The organism is Geomonas sp. (genome assembly GCF_056994735.1).
The window spans coordinates 1-17,366 of the sequence record NZ_JBXKJL010000115.1 but is presented as its reverse complement, the minus strand read 5'-3'; the positions used below and the strand labels follow the sequence as shown (position 1 = coordinate 17,366).

14 protein-coding genes are annotated in these 17,366 nt (G+C 61.5%); 4 read left to right on the top strand and 10 right to left on the bottom strand.

The genetic code is table 11. The annotated features are described in order from the left end of the window. From AC11W3_RS05545 to AC11W3_RS05530, 4 genes are all read right to left on the bottom strand, one after another. A partial coding sequence (locus tag AC11W3_RS05545) for a mucoidy inhibitor MuiA family protein (protein ID WP_484092622.1) occupies positions 1-926 on the bottom strand: 926 nt, incomplete at its 3' end. A gap of 81 nt (positions 927-1,007) precedes the next feature. Continuing rightward, positions 1,008-2,372, bottom strand: coding sequence for a putative sensor domain DACNV-containing protein (locus tag AC11W3_RS05540; protein WP_484092621.1), 1,365 nt, complete (start codon positions 2,370-2,372; stop codon positions 1,008-1,010). After that, positions 2,369-2,866: a YkgJ family cysteine cluster protein gene (locus AC11W3_RS05535; protein WP_484090163.1), complete on the bottom strand. Its 498-nt coding sequence runs from the start codon at positions 2,864-2,866 to the stop codon at positions 2,369-2,371. Before AC11W3_RS05535 ends, AC11W3_RS05540 begins: the two co-directional genes overlap by 4 nt. A 44-nt stretch (positions 2,867-2,910) precedes the next feature. After that, positions 2,911-3,345: a VOC family protein gene (locus AC11W3_RS05530; protein ID WP_484092620.1), complete on the bottom strand. Its 435-nt coding sequence runs from the start codon at positions 3,343-3,345 to the stop codon at positions 2,911-2,913. A gap of 183 nt (positions 3,346-3,528) precedes the next feature. Between AC11W3_RS05530 and AC11W3_RS05525 the strand changes: the two genes are divergently transcribed. Together AC11W3_RS05525 and AC11W3_RS05520 are read left to right on the top strand one after the other, a co-directional pair. Beyond that, complete coding sequence (locus AC11W3_RS05525; RefSeq protein WP_484090165.1) at positions 3,529-3,858, top strand: type II toxin-antitoxin system RelB/DinJ family antitoxin; 330 nt, start codon at positions 3,529-3,531, stop codon at positions 3,856-3,858. After that, a complete protein-coding gene (locus tag AC11W3_RS05520) occupies positions 3,855-4,139 on the top strand; it encodes a type II toxin-antitoxin system RelE/ParE family toxin (RefSeq protein WP_484090166.1) in 285 nt (94 codons plus the stop codon). Before AC11W3_RS05525 ends, AC11W3_RS05520 begins: the two co-directional genes overlap by 4 nt. A gap of 6 nt (positions 4,140-4,145) precedes the next feature. On the opposite strand, the gene AC11W3_RS05515 is transcribed toward AC11W3_RS05520, so the two are convergent. From AC11W3_RS05515 to AC11W3_RS05505, 3 genes are all read right to left on the bottom strand, one after another. Then, positions 4,146-8,315 carry a DEAD/DEAH box helicase gene (locus AC11W3_RS05515; RefSeq protein WP_484092619.1) on the bottom strand — a complete coding sequence of 1,390 codons (4,170 nt, stop codon included), beginning with the start codon at positions 8,313-8,315 and terminating at the stop codon, positions 4,146-4,148. A gap of 58 nt (positions 8,316-8,373) precedes the next feature. Then, on the bottom strand, positions 8,374-9,255 hold the full coding sequence (locus AC11W3_RS05510) for a carbon-nitrogen hydrolase (protein WP_484090168.1): 882 nt from the start codon (positions 9,253-9,255) through the stop codon (positions 8,374-8,376). 112 nt (positions 9,256-9,367) lie between these two features. Then, the gene (locus tag AC11W3_RS05505) at positions 9,368-10,393 is read right to left on the bottom strand and encodes an agmatine deiminase family protein (protein WP_484092618.1); all 1,026 of its coding nucleotides are present in this window, start codon (positions 10,391-10,393) and stop codon (positions 9,368-9,370) included. A 271-nt stretch (positions 10,394-10,664) separates the two neighbouring features. On the opposite strand from AC11W3_RS05505, the gene nudC reads away from it, so the two are divergent. Next, a complete protein-coding gene (gene nudC, locus AC11W3_RS05500; protein ID WP_484090170.1) occupies positions 10,665-11,543 on the top strand; it encodes an NAD(+) diphosphatase in 879 nt (292 codons plus the stop codon). Between the two features lie 359 nt (positions 11,544-11,902). Further along, positions 11,903-15,271, top strand: coding sequence for an SNF2-related protein (locus AC11W3_RS05495; protein ID WP_484092617.1), 3,369 nt, complete (start codon positions 11,903-11,905; stop codon positions 15,269-15,271). Between the two features lie 117 nt (positions 15,272-15,388). Here the strand turns inward: AC11W3_RS05495 and AC11W3_RS05490 are convergent, their stop codons facing one another. The 3 genes from AC11W3_RS05490 to sfsA are packed head-to-tail and all read right to left on the bottom strand — an operon-like array spanning position 15,389 to position 17,108. Continuing rightward, positions 15,389-15,829, bottom strand: a complete 441-nt coding sequence (locus AC11W3_RS05490) for an ATP-binding protein (protein ID WP_484090172.1) — start codon at positions 15,827-15,829, stop codon at positions 15,389-15,391. A gap of 38 nt (positions 15,830-15,867) precedes the next feature. Further along, the gene (locus AC11W3_RS05485; RefSeq protein WP_484090173.1) at positions 15,868-16,356 is read right to left on the bottom strand and encodes a hypothetical protein; all 489 of its coding nucleotides are present in this window, start codon (positions 16,354-16,356) and stop codon (positions 15,868-15,870) included. A gap of 56 nt (positions 16,357-16,412) precedes the next feature. Continuing rightward, positions 16,413-17,108 carry a DNA/RNA nuclease SfsA gene (gene sfsA / locus AC11W3_RS05480; RefSeq protein ID WP_484092616.1) on the bottom strand — a complete coding sequence of 232 codons (696 nt, stop codon included), beginning with the start codon at positions 17,106-17,108 and terminating at the stop codon, positions 16,413-16,415. Between the last annotated feature and the right edge of the window lie 258 nt (positions 17,109-17,366).

Sequence of the window (17,366 nt, the reverse complement as noted above, 5' to 3'; positions counted from 1 at the left end):
CCCTGTGCCCGGTACAGGATCGGGCGGGGAGGCTCGTAGAATGAGATGTGCCAGGGCGGGAGTTCCGGCGGAGCCCCGCCGACTTCGGGTCTCGCCGTGGAGAGTGAAAGTTTCACCCCCTGCCAGTCCTCGCCCGTCTTTTGCGAGACCATGGCGCGGTAGGTGATTTCCGCTTCCTTCCCGTCCGGGCCCAGTCGCACGTCGTAGGTCGGTTCCCATTGCGCCGGGCTGGCAAGGTAGCTTAACTGGAGGCTGAAGGGCATGGCCCGTTCCGCGTCTATCGCCACCTGTACCGCGCGCACCTCTTTCATGCGGTCGATTCTGCTCTGCTCCAGCTCCTTTTTCAGCGCCGCTATCCTGTCCAGCAGCGGCTTTTTCGCGGCCTCCGCGTCGTAGAGCTGCCCCTCCACCTTCCCGATGCCGTCGCCGACGAACCTCGCGGCTTCGTTCATCTCTGAGGTAGTCGGCTTGGCGGCTGTCAGCTCCTTGGAGATCCGCTCCCCCCAGCCCACCCGGATGGACTCGATGAAGGCCCGTTGAGCCGCGAGCCCCTTGCGCCTGGCCTCTATCCCTTCCACCTTGCGATCGAGGACCCTGATCTCCTCCTCCAGCTCATGGACCCGCTTCTGCTCGACCCGCTCCAGGAAGACGTTCCTGATGGTTATGCCGGCGATGCGGGCCCGCCCGCTCCCTTTCCCCTCGACCCGAAGGGACTCCTCCGCCATGGCCTGCGGAAGTCCGGTCAGTGTCACCAGGTTGGTGCCGGCCTGCAGTGCCACCGTGGCGCTGCGGGTGACCTGCGCCCGGTCGGCAAAGACAGTCGCGGCTTCGATCTTTGACGAAGCATCAACTGTATGAGTCTCCGCCACGACAGTTAAAGGAGAGGCGATCGCGCAAAGTACCGACAATAAGATCTGGATCTTCATCATTGCCCTCGACGATAAGGCATCAGGGATGACAGCTGGGCTTTCTCCGTGCCCTCCGTGTCTCCGTGGCCAGTGGTTTGATTAAACTTTCCCCTTCTCCGTCACGTCCTGCTCTACCGGGACTGCCACTTTCTTCTTCGAAGCATAGGTGTAGTACTTCAACTTAACGTTGTCCCAGAGTACCAAGTTGTCGCCAACCTTGGTTATGACGCGGACCTCACCGTCCTGTGAGACGACAAAGCCGATGCTCCCCGGATGCTGGAAGCAGTACCTCATCATCGATCTGTGGCGTGTCCCGAAATGGTTGTAGGAGGAGGGGCGGAGCTTGGCGGTGGTAGCCATCCTGTCGGCGGCATGGAAGAGGTTGGACGGTTCCTGGGAGGTCATGATCTCCACGCCGTACCCTCGAACATCCAGGTTTTGATCCATCAAGACCAGTCCATCCACCCGGGTCAGGATGGCGACGAACCAGATGACACCGTCGATCTCGTTCTTATTGGCCCTAAGGTCCTTCTCGAACTTCCTCAGCTGGAAATACTGTTGCGAAGGGATCTCCTTTTCTTTGGACTCTTTGAGGCCGAGGACGCGATTCTCAAGGTAATCCGCTTTGACCTTGGTCACCGCGTTCGAAAGGAGCGAGGTACGGAGTCTGTTGTAGTTTATCCTGTACTTGATGTTAAGGTCGGGCGTTTCAACGTTCGGCGTGATGAGAATGGCGCCGCCTTTCTTTATCTTTTGTATCCTCAGCAGAATCCTGCACAGTACCGAGAGCCACTGTTGTGTGTGCAGTTCGTCCATCGAGCCGTCGCCGAAGTACATGTCGTCGGCCAGGTGATGTCGTACTGCCTCGAGGTACCTGTCGATTCCGCTACTCAGCAACTCCCTGACGGGGCTATCCCTGAAGATGTCGAGGGAGTTGCGGATCAACTCGCTGATTCTCAGCTCGGCCACCTTCTCGTAACGCATGTAGACCACGACCACGCCGATCCCCTCGACGCTGGCCTGGAAGAGGCCGGGGCGGTCCGGCTGGATCTCTGCGCTTCGGTTCAGGAACTTGTGAAAGAGATTCTGCTGGTCGACCAGCCCCCAGATGTAGAGAGTACCTTCCTTGTCGGGCCAGACGGCGAAGGACGAGGTCCGCAACTCGGAGGACTTCGCTATCTTCACCAAGCTCGGAACGGAAAAAAGGATCGGTTCCGCGAAGGGGACATAGCTCCAGCGGTCCTTCATGGGGTTGCGCGGCGGCTTCGGGTCCGGCTGGGAGGGGTCGAGAAAGACCATGTGGAATCTCACCGGCTCCGATTCCTCCGTCCTCAGGCTCGAATAGTACATCGTCTCGAACAGATCGATGATGATCTTCTCGTCGGGGAAGGGGAGGTGGCGCTTCCTCAGGTCGGCGCATACCGATTCCGCCAGGTGCTTCGGAGTCTTGTGTCGTGAGCTCATGGCAGGTATCCGCCCTGGTAAGGACCAAGGACCAACTCCAGGTGCCTCTTTACGCCGTCGAAGAGCTCTAGGGTCAGGTCACAGGGGTTGTCGCAGTAATGGCCGGAAGAGGCGAAGTTGTAATAGATCCTGCAGGCGAAGGGCCTGACGCCGTAGATGCCGCAGGTCCTCTTGCCGAGATTGAAGAAGGGACAGAAGCCGGAATCGTCCAAGCGTTTGGGCAGGAGGTCGAGGACGCTCTTTTCGTAGGCGAAGACGTCGGGCCGGCACCTGCAGCACTGGCCGGTGGCGCACCCGCTCTCCAGGCTCATTATGGTGTGACAAAAGGACCCGACGAAGACGCGCCTGCTGAAGCTGTCTGCGGCGCGGTAGAGGAAGGAGATCTGCCGCCACCTCTCGCCGCCCGCTCGTTCGGCCTGGATCACCCTCTTCTTCAGCCGATCCAGCTCCTGCCTTATCTCTTCTTCTTGCACCGATTTCAGAGTCAATGCCATCAACTTCTCCTGCACCGCGTCGATATTTACAGCCGTGGGGAGGTCTATTTCGGATACTGGGCAAGCTCCAGCAGGATGCCATCGGGGCCGTGGAAGTAGACCAACTTCTTCCCGGTCTTCTCCCAGGTCCGCACCTCGCTGATGAAGCTCACCCCGTGTTCGCGCAGCCTCTGCACTTCCGCCTCGATATCTTCCACCGCGAACGCCAGGTGCCGGAAACCTGTTGCGTCGGCCCTCCCGATGTGGTCGTCTCCAGGGGAGGTGGCGTCGAACTTCAGGAGTTCGATGGAGAGATCGGAGCCGGGGTGATGCAGGGCGACGAAACGTCCACGGGCATTTTGAATTCCGGTGAGTTTGCCGAGAAAGCCGGAGTCGAGCTCTGAGCTTATTCCTTCGGTGAAGCCGAGGAGGAAAAAGAACTCCTTGGCCCGGTCCAGGTCGCTTACCACGATGTTCAGGTGATCGATTCGCGCTATCATGAGTTCCTGCTTCTCTCCCTCCATGAGTCTCGGCTGTTGCGGTGCTGCCTACAATATCATACCAATGAGAGAATACTTTCATAGTTTTTACTAGCACCGAATTTCTTGCACACGCATCTGGTATGGCAGCTTGTGCTGTAGCCTTGGATGACCTACAATGTAGCTACAGAAGGGGGTAAGGATATGGCAGACACGGTGATTCGTTCACGCATAGACTCAACAGTGAAGCTGGAGGCTCAGGCCGTCCTGGACAGGTTCGGCCTCTCCATGAGCGAGGCGATCCGCCTTTTTCTGCACCAGGTGGTAATCGAGAAAGGGATACCCTTTCAGGTCAAGCTGCCTGCGGATGCAGCAAAAGAACACGACCTGTGGTTTCGTCGGCAGGTGAACGCAGCTTTAGAAGAGGCCGACGATCCGGCAACTCAGCTAACAGTTCATGAAAATTTTTCCTCTCAGTGGGAAGAGAAAAAGAAGGCATTGAAATCTCGTGCCGGTAAGGAGAAGGCATCGTGAATCTTGAGTGGCTGCCACCTGCACTGCGAGATTTCGAATCAGTCATCGAGTTTATTGCCGCCGATAATCCGGGTGCGGCGATAGCGCAAGGTGATGAAATTGAGCAGCAGGTGGCAAGGCTGCTTCAGAACGAGAAGATAGGACGGAAGGGGCGTGTTGAAGGAACGAGAGAGCTTGTGATAGTGCGTACTCCGTTTATTGCTGTTTACCGCATCACAGGTAACAAGATACAGATACTGCGAATACTCCACGGCGCGCAGCTATGGCCGCCACCTCTTTGATAGAAGTCACCAAACTTTACGAGGTTCTCCCCTCAACAGTTCCAGCAGCTGGTCTGCCGTCATCTTCCCGCTGATGTCACTTTCTTCGAGGAGGCTGTCGGCCAGGCCGCGTTTATGCTGGTGCAGCCCGACGATCTTCTCCTCGATGGTTCCCTTCGACACCAATCTATAGATCGTGACCGGGCGCTGTTGCCCGATGCGGTGGGCGCGGTCGGAAGCCTGGTCCTCCACGGCCGGGTTCCACCACGGGTCCATGTGGATGACGTAGTCAGCGGCAGTGAGGTTGAGACCGACGCCGCCGGCCTTGAGGCTGATGAGAAAGAGCTCTCCCTCTCCGGACTGGAACGCCTCCATGCTGGTCCTGCGGTCTTTCGGCGGGGTGCTTCCATCCAGGTACTGGTAGGAGATGCCCGCCTTATCGAGGTACTCCCGGAGCAACTCCAGGTGCCCCACGAACTGGCTGAAGACCAGGGCCTTGTGGCGGTTTTCCCGCAGCTCGCTCACGATCGCGGCGAAGGCTTCGAGCTTCGAACTCGGTATCCGGCTCTCAGGCAGCACCAGCCGTGGATTGCAGCAGGCCCGCCTCAGGCGCATGATCTCCGCCAGGATCTTCAGGTGCTGTTCGCCTTTCCCCTCGACCTTGCCGACACCGGCCAGATTATCCAGCGCGCTTCTGCGCAGTGCCTCGTAAAGGGATGCCTCCTGTTCGCTCATCTCCACCTTGATGGTGATCTCTGTCCGGGAAGGAAGCTCCTCCAGTACCTGGTTCTTGGTGCGCCGCAGGATGAAGGGCTGTATCAGCTTCTTCAGCCGCCCGCGAGCCTTCTTGTCCTGACCCTTCTCTATGGGGGCGGCGAACTTCAGGTTGAACTGCTTGTGTGAGCCGAGGAGCCCCGGGTTGATGAAGCGGAAGACGTTCCAGAGCTCTCCGAGGTGGTTCTCTATCGGGGTGCCGGTGGCGACCATCCTGAAGGCGCCGGATAGTTCCATGGCGGCCTGGCTCCGTTTGGTCGCCATGTTCTTTATCGCCTGCGCCTCGTCGAGCACGATGGCCTGCCAGCTCACCGTGCCGAGCAGTTCACCTTCCTGCTGCAGCAGGCCGTAGCTGCAGATCACCAGGTCGAACGGTTTCAGCCGCTTCAGTGATTCAGCCCGCTTGTTTCCGCCGAAGATGATGACCTCGAGGGTGGGGGCGAACTTCCGGGCCTCGCTCTCCCAGTTGAGGCAGACGGAGGTGGGCGCCACTACCAGAGAAGGACCCTTGGCAGCCATCGACAGAATCTGGGCCAGTGCCTGGACGGTCTTCCCGAGACCCATGTCGTCGGCCAGGCAGGCCCCTACACCCCAGTGGGCGAGGCGGTTGAGCCAGTTAAAGCCTTCCTCCTGGTAGCCGCGTAACTCCGCCTGCAGCGTGGTCGGCAGCTTGGGCTGGAAGTTTTGCGCCTCGCTAAGCCTCTTCAACTGCCCCTGCCAGTGCTGGTCCGTTGTCAGTTCGCCTGCCTCGTCCGCGAAGTCGCGGAAGACCCCGGCGGCCAAGGGGTGGAAGCGGAAGGCCTTCCCGTGGGGGTCGGCAAAGGATGCGAGTTCCTCCAGCCGCTTCTTGAGCTGTGCCGACAGGGCCAGGTATTCTCCCTCGCCCAGCGGAATGAAGCGGCCGTGCCCCTCGCCGGCCAATTTCACCAGCTGCTGCAGGTCGATCGCCAGCCCCTCGTTCAGCCTGATCTCGCCCTCCAGCTCGAACCAATCCTTGGCCTGCCTTATTGTCAGCCTGCACTGGCCCGTTGTGGCCTCCTGCCGCACCTTGAATTTCGCCCCCTCGGGCCACGCCACCCGGACCGTTTCACCCAGCGACTGGAGTTGCAGCAGGACCTCCAGGGCGTCATCGGGCCTGGGAACCAGCCACTCGGCATCGCTCTCCTCGGCCTCGGGGAGGGCAGTGAGGGCGGCGACAGCATCCGCGGCGCGACCGACCTCCAGCCGCAGGGCCCTTCTGGCCTGGACTCTCTTGCCGTCTATTTCCGCCATCACCGTCTCGCCACCTGCTCCCGGGCGGAAGTAGGGGCCGGCGTCCGAGAAGGGGCGGACCAGGAGCTCGAGCTTCACGCCGGTATTGTACGGCAGGAGGTGGAAGCAGGGCGTCGGATCGGCGGTCACCGTCGCGGACTCGCTGCCGATGTCGGAATGAACGGTCAGGATGGAGGAGAGGGATCTGATCGCCTCCAGCGCCTTTTCCCTGGCCTGTGCCGGAAGCTTCAGACCCTGTCCGAGGATGGCCGCCACCCTCTTGTACTCGTCCTTGGCCTCGAAGACCTTGAGGCGTGTCGGGCTCTCCTTCTGGAGATAGATCTTCTGGTCCTGATCGAAAGAGGGGTGGATGTGCATCTCGAAGAAATCGCCGTGGGAGGTCAGCTGAAGTTCAGCCTCCCCCTGCACCAGTTCCAGGCGCACGGTCGCCGCGGGATCGAGGTAGACGTGAGGATGGCCGATCATGAGCGGGAGGGCCTTGTTCTGATCGAGCCGGTAAGCCTCCCTGCCGTAGCCGTAGTAGCTGTGGTCGCGCTCCTGTCTGATGCAGCCGCAGAGGCGGACATCCTGCTCGCTGAGGAAGTCGAGCTGGGCGGCCTCCTCGGCCAGCCTCTTCAGCGAAACATTCCTCCCCGAGGTCCACTTCCCGGTGGCGGTTCGTTTCTGTTCACGAGGCTGTATCTCGAAGTGGCGCCCGACCTCCTGGAAGTGCCAGATCAGGCGTCCCTCCGATGCGGCTTTCTGCGGGGTTGCCTCTTCATCCTTGTTGAGCCTGATCAGCGCGCTCAGGGCATTTTCCCAGAACTCGATCCTTTCCACGGTACGGAATAACGGGATCACCCCCTGTGACTGATACCTCGTCAGCACGTCGTCCCCGTCCGCACTGTCCATGCCACAGGCCGCGGCAGAGAGGGTCATCTCGTCAGCCAGCCAAAGATATCCCGCCTCCCTAGCCCGCCTGGCCAGTGCGGGGAGAGCGACCACCCTGCCCGCCATCTCCGATCCGGACCAGTGGAGGGCCAGGGCCACGAAGAGGGCGTAGAGAGGAGTATCCAAGGGGCGCATAGCTGCGGCCTCCAGCTGTCTCGTCACTCCTTGCTCCCCGCCGTGCTCTCTGAGCACCAACTGCAGGATCCGGTAGATGTCCTGATAGGGCCATTCCTTCTTTTTGAGGACGAAGCTGCAGTGCTCGGCGGCCTGCTCCCGCATTTTGGCTTCTCCGGAGCCGATGAGGGCGAGGATGAAGAAGAGCCCGGTGAAATCGTCGAAGAAGGTTTTTCTCTTCCCCGTTTCTTTTTTCAGGCGGACGAGCGCCGCTTCGAACCGAGCGATCGAGGCTTCATGTCTCCCTCGCTGCAGCTCGGCGCAGCCGAGAACAGCCAGTTCGACGGAGTTCGTCGCCTCTCCCGCGGTCTCTTCGGCCTCAGCGACTCTCCCGCGCAGCAGGAGTTCCAGGGAGTACAGGTTGATCAGAGCCTCGGGCGCACTCGGTTCGCCTGCCATCTCGGCCAGGACTTCGAATGGCCCGCTCGACGGGGAGAGATCGGCGCTGGCGCGGGGGAGGATGTAGCCGAGGGTCGCGATCTTCAACTCCTGCGGGAGGGAGCGGAACCACGCGCCGTCGAAAGGATCGGTGCACACCGTCACGAAGGGGTGGCAGCGGAGGGCGTCGTAGGCGAACTGCCTCTCGTAGCGTGCAGCCATGGCAAAGGCGAGCTTGGCGTCGCCTCGGTAGAAGGCGATCCTCACGTCGCGCAGGGCGTGCAAAGGGGAGCGGTAGTACGTGCTTCCCCAGTCCGAGACCATGGGAATCTCTGACTGCACGGCCCTCGCCATCAGGTCGAAGACGCCGTCGGAAACGGCGGAGAGCGTTGCCGGATGCATGAGCTGGCTGCTGCAGCGGACCCCTTCCTTACCCTGCACGACCAGCTGGTCGTGGGCCAGCTTTTCCAGGACGGTGGAGAGCAGGACTCCTGTGTAGTGGGCTCCGACGGGGCTGTTGGTGCCGCTACTCCTGGCGATGTTGAGCAGCACGCTCTTTGACACGGGGGCGAAGATGACCGAAAGGAGCTGGATCAATCTTCTTTCGTGGGGAAGGGAGCGTTGGAACTTCTGGAGGAGTTTGTGTGAAAGATTTATCGCGGACGACACTGCTGTACTCCCTCTATCTCCCTCCCCGGGAGGGGAGGGAAGGGTGGATCGGGAGGAGCTAGTCCCGATATCTGCGGACGAGGTCGCCATAGGCGTCGATCCGGCGGTCCCGTAGGAAGGGCCAGATGCGCCGCACGTCCTCGCTGCGGCGACGGTCGAGCTCGACCAGGAGGATCTCTTCCTCCTCACCGCCATGCGCCAGGAGCTCGCCCTGTGGTCCGGCGATGAAGCTGGAGCCCCAGAAGCGGATCCCCGCTCCGACGCCGCTGGGGTCGGCCTCGAAGCCCACCCGGTTCGCGGAGATAACCGGTATGCCGTTGGCTACCGCGTGCGAGCGCTGCACCGTGACCCAGGCGTCGAGCTGCCTTTGTCGCTCGGCATCGGTGTCCCTGGGATCCCAGCCGATGGCGGTGGGGTAGATCAGCATGTCGGCGCCGGCCAGGGCCATGAGTCGGGCGGCCTCGGGGTACCACTGGTCCCAGCAGACCAGCACCCCGAGTGATCCGACCGAAGTCCGGATCGGTTCGAAACCGAGGTCGCCGGGGGTGAAGTAGAATTTTTCGTAGAAGGCGGGATCGTCCGGGATGTGCATCTTGCGGTATTTCCCCGCGATGCTCCCGTCGCTCTCCAGCACCACTGCGGTGTTGTGGTAGAGACCCGGGGCGCGCCGCTCGAAGAGGGAGGTGACGATGACGACGCCGAGCTCCTTCGCCACCGCACCGAACAGTGCCGTCGAAGGTCCCGGGATCGGTTCAGCCAGGTCAAAGCAGGCGGTGTCTTCGGTCTGGCAGAAATAACTGCCGGTATGGAGTTCCTGCAGGACGACGAGTTTTGCCCCCTGCTCCGCGGCCTTGCGTATCGAGGCGACCGTGGCCGCTATATTGGTTTCGCGGTTCTCTCTCAGTCCCTGCTGTACCAGAGCCACCTTCAGCTTCTGCATTTCTTCCTCCTGTAAAACCGTAACAGCCTTCTTAATCGACGATTGCCCCCCGGCTGCAGCCGGTTCGCGCCCGGGAGGGCGCTCCTACAAAACATAGTCAAGGCACATCTCTCTATTTCAATGTCCCGTTGGGCAACTGCATAGTCACGCAGTGCAGCGAACCGTGCTGGAGAATGAGCGGCAGGCAGTTGATGCCGATGACTTCCCGTCCCGGGAATGCCGTGGCGATGGCCTCCAGGGCGGCGGTGTCATTCCTGTCATCGTAGGTCGGGACCAGTACCGCGCCGTTTATCACCAGGAAATTGGCGTAGGTTGCCGGCAGCCTGGTGCCCTCCTCGTCATGCCTGGTGGTGGGCCACGGGAGCGGTATCGTCCGGTACGGCTTTCCATCGTGGGTGCGGAAGGCCCTGATCTCGCCCTCCATCGCCTTCAGGGCCGGGTAGTGCTCGTCCTCGGGGTCATCGCAGGTCACGTAGGCGATGGTGTCGTCAGGGCAAAGCCGCACCAGGGTGTCGACATGGGAGTCTGTGTCGTCGCCGGCGAGGTAGCCGTTGGCCAGCCACAGGAAGCGGTCGCTCCCGAAGAGTCCATGGAGTTCCTCTTCCAGTTCCTCGCGGATGAGGTGGGGGTTCCTGTTGTCGTTTAGGAGACACTCCTCCGTAGTCAGGATGGTGCCCGCGCCATCGCTCTCGATGCTCCCCCCCTCAAGGATCAGCCCGATGGTTTCCAGCGGCGCGTTCCAGACGCCGAGTCCCTGCAGCCGGCGATTGATCCGGTTATCGAGGTCGGAAGGGAATTTAAGCCCCCAGCCGTTGAAACCGAAGTTGAGGAGGGTCACAGTTCCGTCGTCCCGTACCGCGATGGGACCGAAGTCCCGGGCCCAGGTGTCATTGGTCTCCACCTGGTATATCCGCACCCGCTCCATCCGGGCGCCGGCGCTTATGAGCTGTTCCCGTACGCTTTCAGGGGCCGGCGCAGCTATCACGGCTGTCTCGAAACGGCTGATCTCCCGGACGATCTGGGCAAAAACCGGCTGCACCGCTTCGAGGTGGGGACGCCAGTCGCTTTCTTCATGAGGCCAGGCCAGTAGCACCCCGTCCTGAGGTTCCCATTCTGCCGGCAGTCTTCTCTTGGTCACGTGATCTCCTCTGGCTGGTATGGCGCAAGATTAAAAAAGTTAGCATAGCGTGTTCATCCATTGCAAGACAAAAGGGGGCCGACGTGGGGCGGATTGACGCTGCTGAAAGACGTTGATTCCGGCGGCAGATGCTCGTATAGTTGCTCACTTCAGTTACGACGGCACCGTTTCCACGGGCTCGGCCTGAACAGCAGTTCGCACCGGAGCTGGCGAAGCACCGGCAGGCCGAGTTACCGATCCTTACCATTAAATAGCAGCAGGAGTGTTGGATATGGCATTTCCCGAGACGGTCAATCTTCCTTTCAATGGCGAGATCATCAGGTCCCGCTTCACCCAGAAAAAACCTGGAGAGCTGGAAGGTACGGAGGAAGGGTTCTGGGTCCTGCTGCAGGGCGACGCCGTGCTCCTCTGCGATGGCCAGTTGCCCCACGGGCTGGTCCCTGCGGAGTTTTTCGCCGATCGCGAGCCCCTGGTTTTCGGGGAGTGGGATGGAAAGCCGGTGCGGGTCGTCGCGGTGTCGCGCGAGCTCGCCGTGCCACCCGGCTTTTCGGCACTTCCCTGGACCGAGCTCCCCGACGACCTGGCCACCTTGTACGGCCTGGCCAGGCAGGTCGTCTACTGGCAGAGGATGAGCGCCAACTGCTCGCGTTGCGGAGGCGCCATGGAGGGGATCACCTTCACCTGGGGAAAACGCTGCACCTCCTGCGGTCACGAGCACTTCCCCCACATCCACCCCTGCGTCATCGTGCTTATCACCCGGGGAGACGAGTTTCTCCTGGTGCGCAAGCCTGAGTGGGCCCCCGGCCGCTACAGCCTGGTCGCGGGTTTCGTCGACTTCGGCGAGTCCCTCGAGGAGTGCGTGGAACGCGAGGTCCTGGAAGAGACGGGACTGAAGGTGACCAACGCACGCTACGTCGGCAGCCAGAACTGGCCCTTCCCGAGCCAGTTGATGGCGGGCTTCATCGCGGACTATGCCTCCGGGTCGATCTTGGTCGATGGAGACGAACTCGAGGATGCCCAGTGGTTCACCCGCGAAAAGATGCCGGCGGCGCTCCCTCCCCACCGCAGCATCGCCCGCTGGATCATAGACCGCTTCGCCCTCGGGCTGGCTCCCGTCGCCATTGACCGGAAATCTCATGAGGTCATGTAGCAGGTAGGAAAAAAAGCCTAAAGTCCAGATCCCGGGATCCGATAGGTAGCTTTGAAGCATCCCCGGAAATCGCTCAGCGTTCTCCAGGGTCTCCTTTTGGGGGACGGTTCACGCCGTCCCCTTTTTTTGCGCCCGAAGCCCTCCCGCCTTCCTGCCCGCCCTCTCCACCAATTCGCCTTCCCACATTCGCCTTCCTCCTTCCGCGGCACGGGGTGCCCGCCCCGCGGCTGGAGAGACCAAAGCTCCTCTCGTTCGCCACGATGGCCGCCGGTTCTCCTTCGGCAGGGTGTGGTTGTATTGCTGTAGCCTTTCTGGTAGAGTAAGCGGTTCGTTACCACCAGGTGGGAGAGCTCAGGAAGATGGAAAACAGGAGCAACGCCCTGCTGCGGCACCTTATGGAGATGCCGCCGGCGGCGATATACGCCTTGGCAGACAAGGTGCACCTCTTCAACGGCTTCGAGCTGTGCAAGAAGACTCCCGTCTCTCAGGTCACCTGGAGTGACGACGGCTGTACTCTCGAACTGCGGCTGCGAGACGGCGGCTTCTTCGGAGTATCCCTCACCCTGGTACGCGGGGAATTATCGACCTCCTGCGACTGCGGGGCCTGGAGCCCGAGAGGGCGTTGTCCCCATGTGGTCGCAGCCCTCGCTACCGTTAAAAAAGCCCTCGATCTCCACTCCTTCCCGATGCTGCAACTCCCATTTCCCTACCTGGAGACACTTCACAGCCAGCTGATGCGGGTCTCCCCCGAGGAGGGAAGGAAGAAGGCCTTCGCCACTTTCGCTGACGCGCCCTACGCCCTGGTGATCGACCGGCTTGACGGCCCGACCCGCTTCCGTCTTTGTCGCGACGGCGCCACCGTCACCCTCCTGGACGCCGATCTTCTCCCCTCGATCCGGGAATTTCTGAGAATAATGTACCATCCGGTGCTGAGGCGGCGGTGCGTCGAGGATTTCCTTTCCAGGTTCGGCGGCAGGTTCCCCATCGTCTACTCGGGGCCGCAGGGGCGGGTCCAGTTGACCTTCGATGCCGCGACTGAGCGATCGCTTCTGCTCCACCTCGACTTCCACGACCAGGAAGTCCACATCCGCAAGACTCTTGATGACGGCAGCGCCCTGAGCGGCCAGTCTTTCGTCAGCGACGGATACCATTTCGATCTGTCCCTGGCGCGGATCCAGAAGATCGACGAGTTGAGCGCCAATCGCTACCTCACCGCGCTGTTCGGCAGTCTTCAAAACGTCATCGAGCCCCAGTTCGCGCGTGATTCCGATGGCTTTCGCATCGGGAAGGACGACTTCAACCGCAGCCAGTTTGCCATCAGCCAGAGCGAGTTCGCCAACTTCCTGAAGTGCGTGGTGCTTTACGTCGATGGCGCCAGGTACTTTCCCGCCACGGTCGAGCCGCGTTACCGCCTGAACATCCTGGAACTGGGCGACCAGGTCCGTGTGATGGCAGAGGGCGTTGCCGCAGGGATGACCTTTCCGCTGTCACGCGAGACCTTCTGGTTCTTTCCGGCCGCAGGGCGTGCCCATTTCCCCCAGCCGCTGAAGGCCAAGAAAAGGGTCGGCACTATCCTCGACGCCTGCTTCGCCACCCTGGCTGGAAGAAGCCGGGCGGATCGGGAAAAGATCGTGCGCCTTGCGCTCGATTCTCCCGACTTCAGCAAGCGAGGGGTCAAGACCGAAGCCCGCAGGATCGTCACCTCCTTCTTTCAATCGGCCACCGATCCCCGCACGCTCCTGCAGCTGGTCGACAGGGAGTGGCTGGGGATCGCCGTCGACGGCGCGGCCCAGGCCCGGCTGACCGAGATCCCCTACGAGCTTTTCGGGATGGAGATCTTCTCCCGCGCCGAGGAGCCCGGCGAGATGGTGATCGAGCGAAAGATCTTCATGAAGAGCATATCCAGGGTCCGAAGTGCCCTGGCCGCAGCCGGCTTCAGTCTCGCCATGGGGGGCGAGGAACTCGAGACCGTCGCCTGGTCGTTCACCCTGGACGCCACCCGCTCCTCGATAGACTGGTTTGAGCTCCGCCCCGAGATACGGTACGAGGGGGAACTGGTTACCGAGCAGGAACTCCTCGAGGCGGTGAAGGGGGGCGGTGTCTTCCGCAGGGCGGGGGCGATGGTCATCCTCGACGAGGAGAGCAGCCGCGCCCTCACCCTCTTTGCCACCCACACCAGGCGCGAGGTGGTCCGGGTTCCGCGCCTGCAGATCCTGGACTGGATCGTACTCAGGCGCAGCGGCGTGAGGGTGCTCCTTTCCCCTGAGGACGAGCGGGTGATCGAGAGCCTGACCCACTTCGAGAGCATCCCGCAGCGACAGATTCCTGCCGGACTCAAGGCGACACTGCGCAACTACCAGTGCGAGGGATACTACTGGCTGGCCTTTCTCTACGAGCACCGCTTCGGTGCCTGCCTTGCCGACGACATGGGACTGGGCAAGACCATACAGGCCATCGCCCTTATTGCGGGAGTCAGAGAAGGGCTGATCGCTTCCGAGGTGCCGCCGGAGGTGCCCCACCTGGTGGTGGTTCCTCCCAGCCTGATCTTCAACTGGGAGAGCGAGATCGCCCGCTTCTACCCCGGCCTGAAGGTCGGAGTCTACCGCGGCCAGGGGCGGCGCGCCGACTTCAGGGGGCTGGACCTGGTGATAACCAGCTACGGCGTCATCCAGCGTGACATCGAGACCCTCGCCGCCATACCTTTCAACGTCGTCGTCTTCGACGAGGCGCAGGCGGTGAAGAACATCCACGCCGAGACTACCGGGGCGGTAAGGAGGCTGAAGGGGAGGTTCAAGGTCTCCCTCACCGGCACCCCGGTGGAAAACCACCTCGGGGAATACTTCTCCGTGATGGACCTGGCGCTGCCCGGGCTCCTCGGTCCTTATGAGCAGTTCCGGAAGCAGATGGGGCGGGAGGAGCCGGGGTTCCTGGAAACGCTGGTGAGGCGGACCCATCCCTTCATCCTGAGGCGTGCCAAGGACATGATCAAGGCCGAGCTGCCGCCCAAGGTGGAGACCGACCTCTACCTCGAGATGAGCCCGAAGCAGAAGGCCCTGTACGTGAGAACCGTGGCCAAGGTGAAGGAGACGGTGGCGCAGGCCTACAGCTCCAACGCCCCCGGCCAGGCCCGCATCATCGCCCTGACCGCGATCCTCAAGCTTCGCCAGATCTGCCTCTCCTCGAGGCTCCTCCTTCCGGAATCGGGTGACCACTCTCCGAAGGTCGATCTTCTGATCGACCAGCTGCACGAGCTTTTTGCCGAGGGGCACAGCGTGCTGGTCTTCTCGCAGTTCACCACCTTCCTCGACCTGGTGCAGGAGGGGTTCACCCAGCATGGCATCCCCTTCTTCCGGCTGGATGGCACCACCCCGGTGGCGCGCAGGAAGGATCTGGTGGAGCGGTTCCAGAACTCGCCAGAGCCGGGCGTCTTCCTCCTGAGCCTCAAGGCTGGAGGGAGGGGGCTCAATCTGACCAAGGCCTCCTACGTCTTCCACCTCGACCCCTGGTGGAACCCCGCGGTGGAGAACCAGGCCTCGGATCGCGCCCACCGCATCGGGCAGCTGCGACAGGTGACCATCACCAGGCTCCTGATGCGCCACAGCATCGAGGAAAAGATGATGGAGCTCAAGAAGCGGAAGCTGAAGCTCTACCGCGCCCTCCTGGAGGACGCCGAGCACGAGGGGACGGGCGCGATAGGCCGCGAGGATTTCGAGTTCCTGCTGGGGTAGTCGCCGAGGGCCACCATTTCGACGATTCCAGCGCTGGAGGGAACGCCTTTACATCCCCCCCTTTGCGAAGGGGGGCTTGGGGGGGCTTTTGAGCTGCAGTAGGGAGCTTAGAAGCTGCTAGGCCTGGGGCTGCCGGAAATATCTGCAGAAGGAGAGGGTGTTCCTGCCGTCTTCGGAGCGGTAGCTGACCTCGTCCATGATGGTCTCGATAATGAAAAGCCCCATGCCGTTTTCCGGGATGGAGCCTATCTCTTCGGGGTCGAACTCGAGGGTGCGGGGGGCGAAGTCTTCCATCGTCTTGCCGCAATCGGAGATCTCGAAGGCGATCCTGTCATGGTGCAGGGTGACCGAGGTGTCGACCCTGAAGCCATTCTCGTGTTTGTAGGCGTGTGCTATGGCGTTGTTGACCGCCTCGACCACGCAGACTTCCATTTCGCCATAGGCGTCTTCGTCCAGCGGCGAGCAGGCGCAAACCCCGCGTATCGCATGTCCTACCAGCGCCACGTTGCTCAGCTTGCTTTCGATGCTCATGTGGAGCGTCTTGCTCGCGTTCTTCATGCCTGTCGTTCCGATCTACTCTCCCTGTCGGGAAAATTTCAGCTGATGCTGGTTGGTGGCGAAACGCCTCTGGATGTCCTCGCCGCTTCCAGGTGTGGTGCCTGCTCCACCCAGCACTGCGCCAGCGAGAGGTGTCTCAGAAACTCCGCTGCGAAGAGAAATTCTCCCAAGGGAGCCGCCACGTTGATGCTCTCCTCCCCGCGCTGGATGGAGAGGGCGTAACCCTTCCTGTCGTTTCTCTGGTAGCATTCCACACTCATCTTGGTGATCGTTTCACCTTCGCCGGCATCGAACTTGTGGGTCAGCGTCTCCTTTCCCACCGCCTGCTGCACCGCGTGCATCATGTTATGGAGATGGAAAGCCTCCCAGGGCTGCACAATGAAGCGGATCTGGTTACCCCCGCTGGTCTTCCTGAAGAAACGGAGCGCGATCCTGCCCTCGTCGGGCTTTCCCTGCTGCTTTTTCTCGGTCGGGGTGATCTCGACCCCGCTTTCCTTCGCATAGATGGTGAAGCTGGGAATTCTCATGTGACCTCCCTGGCAACGCAATAACTTTAGCGCCCGGGGCTTTGTTGTCAATGAATCTACAGGAGCACCGGAAGCCTCGTGGTCAGGACGATGTCGCCGGAGGTGACCCTGGCGCGGTAGGCCAGAACCTCCACCCCGGAGTGCGCGGCTTCCCTGAGGGCGGCACCGTACCCCGGGTCGATGGCATCGGCGGGCGCCACCCTCTCGCCGTCGGCTCGTTGGACCACGAAGAAGTTCACCGCCCGATGCCCCTGGCGCACCATTTCCATGAGCTCCCTCAGATGCTTCTGCCCCCGCGCCGTCACGGCATCGGGGAAGAGGGCGCTGCCGTCCTCCACCAGGGTCACGTTCTTCACCTCGACGTAACACTTCCCCTGCGGCCCGGAGAGGAGGAGGTCGATCCGGCTGCCGTTCCCGTAGGGGACCTCGGCGGTTATGGCGTGGTAGCCGCTCAACTCCTCGACCAATCCGTTCTCGACGCCTTCGCGCACCAGGCGGTTGGGGAGGAGGGTGTTGATGCCGACCCAAACTCCGTCGGCCTCAACCAGTTCCCAGGAGTGCGGATACTTCCTGCCGGGGTTGCAGCTTCGGGAGAGCATGACCCGGTTACCCGGTGTGGCGCAGCCGCGCATGCTCCCGGTATTGGGAGTATGCGCGGTAACGATGGTGCCGTCATCGAGTTCGACATCGGCAAGAAAACGCTGGTAGCGTCGGATCAGGGTGCCGGGGAAAAGCGGCTGGGGCAGTTTCAATGTTTACTTTACTCCTTGGACAGAGACGGCCCTGCAATTACTCTGTGTCAAGCCGGGCCGGCCGCCGGTCCAGAAGATTACTATCGGCGGTACTCTCTGTCCAGACAAAAAACTTCCTGATTTGTACCAATCTTCCGCCAGCTTCCAAGACTGTCATTCCCGAAGCGATTCTGATCGGGAATCCAGCTCCTAAACGACGTGAAATCTGGATCCCCGATAAGGGCATTCGGGGATGACAATCTCATAGCGGAAGATTAG

Excerpts from the sequence above, each read along its gene's own strand:
- AC11W3_RS05525 (WP_484090165.1), top strand. The coding sequence starts at position 3,529 with ATGGCAGACACGGTGATTCGTTCACGCATAGACTCAACAGTGAAGCTG.
- AC11W3_RS05510 (WP_484090168.1), bottom strand. The coding sequence starts at position 9,255 with ATGCAGAAGCTGAAGGTGGCTCTGGTACAGCAGGGACTGAGAGAGAAC.
- AC11W3_RS05535 (WP_484090163.1), bottom strand. The coding sequence starts at position 2,866 with ATGGCATTGACTCTGAAATCGGTGCAAGAAGAAGAGATAAGGCAGGAG.
- AC11W3_RS05530 (WP_484092620.1), bottom strand. The coding sequence starts at position 3,345 with ATGATAGCGCGAATCGATCACCTGAACATCGTGGTAAGCGACCTGGAC.
- AC11W3_RS05485 (WP_484090173.1), bottom strand. The coding sequence starts at position 16,356 with ATGAGAATTCCCAGCTTCACCATCTATGCGAAGGAAAGCGGGGTCGAG.
- AC11W3_RS05490 (WP_484090172.1), bottom strand. The coding sequence starts at position 15,829 with ATGAAGAACGCGAGCAAGACGCTCCACATGAGCATCGAAAGCAAGCTG.
- AC11W3_RS05540 (WP_484092621.1), bottom strand. The coding sequence starts at position 2,372 with ATGAGCTCACGACACAAGACTCCGAAGCACCTGGCGGAATCGGTATGC.
- AC11W3_RS05495 (WP_484092617.1), top strand. The coding sequence starts at position 11,903 with ATGGAAAACAGGAGCAACGCCCTGCTGCGGCACCTTATGGAGATGCCG.
- nudC (WP_484090170.1), top strand. The coding sequence starts at position 10,665 with ATGGCATTTCCCGAGACGGTCAATCTTCCTTTCAATGGCGAGATCATC.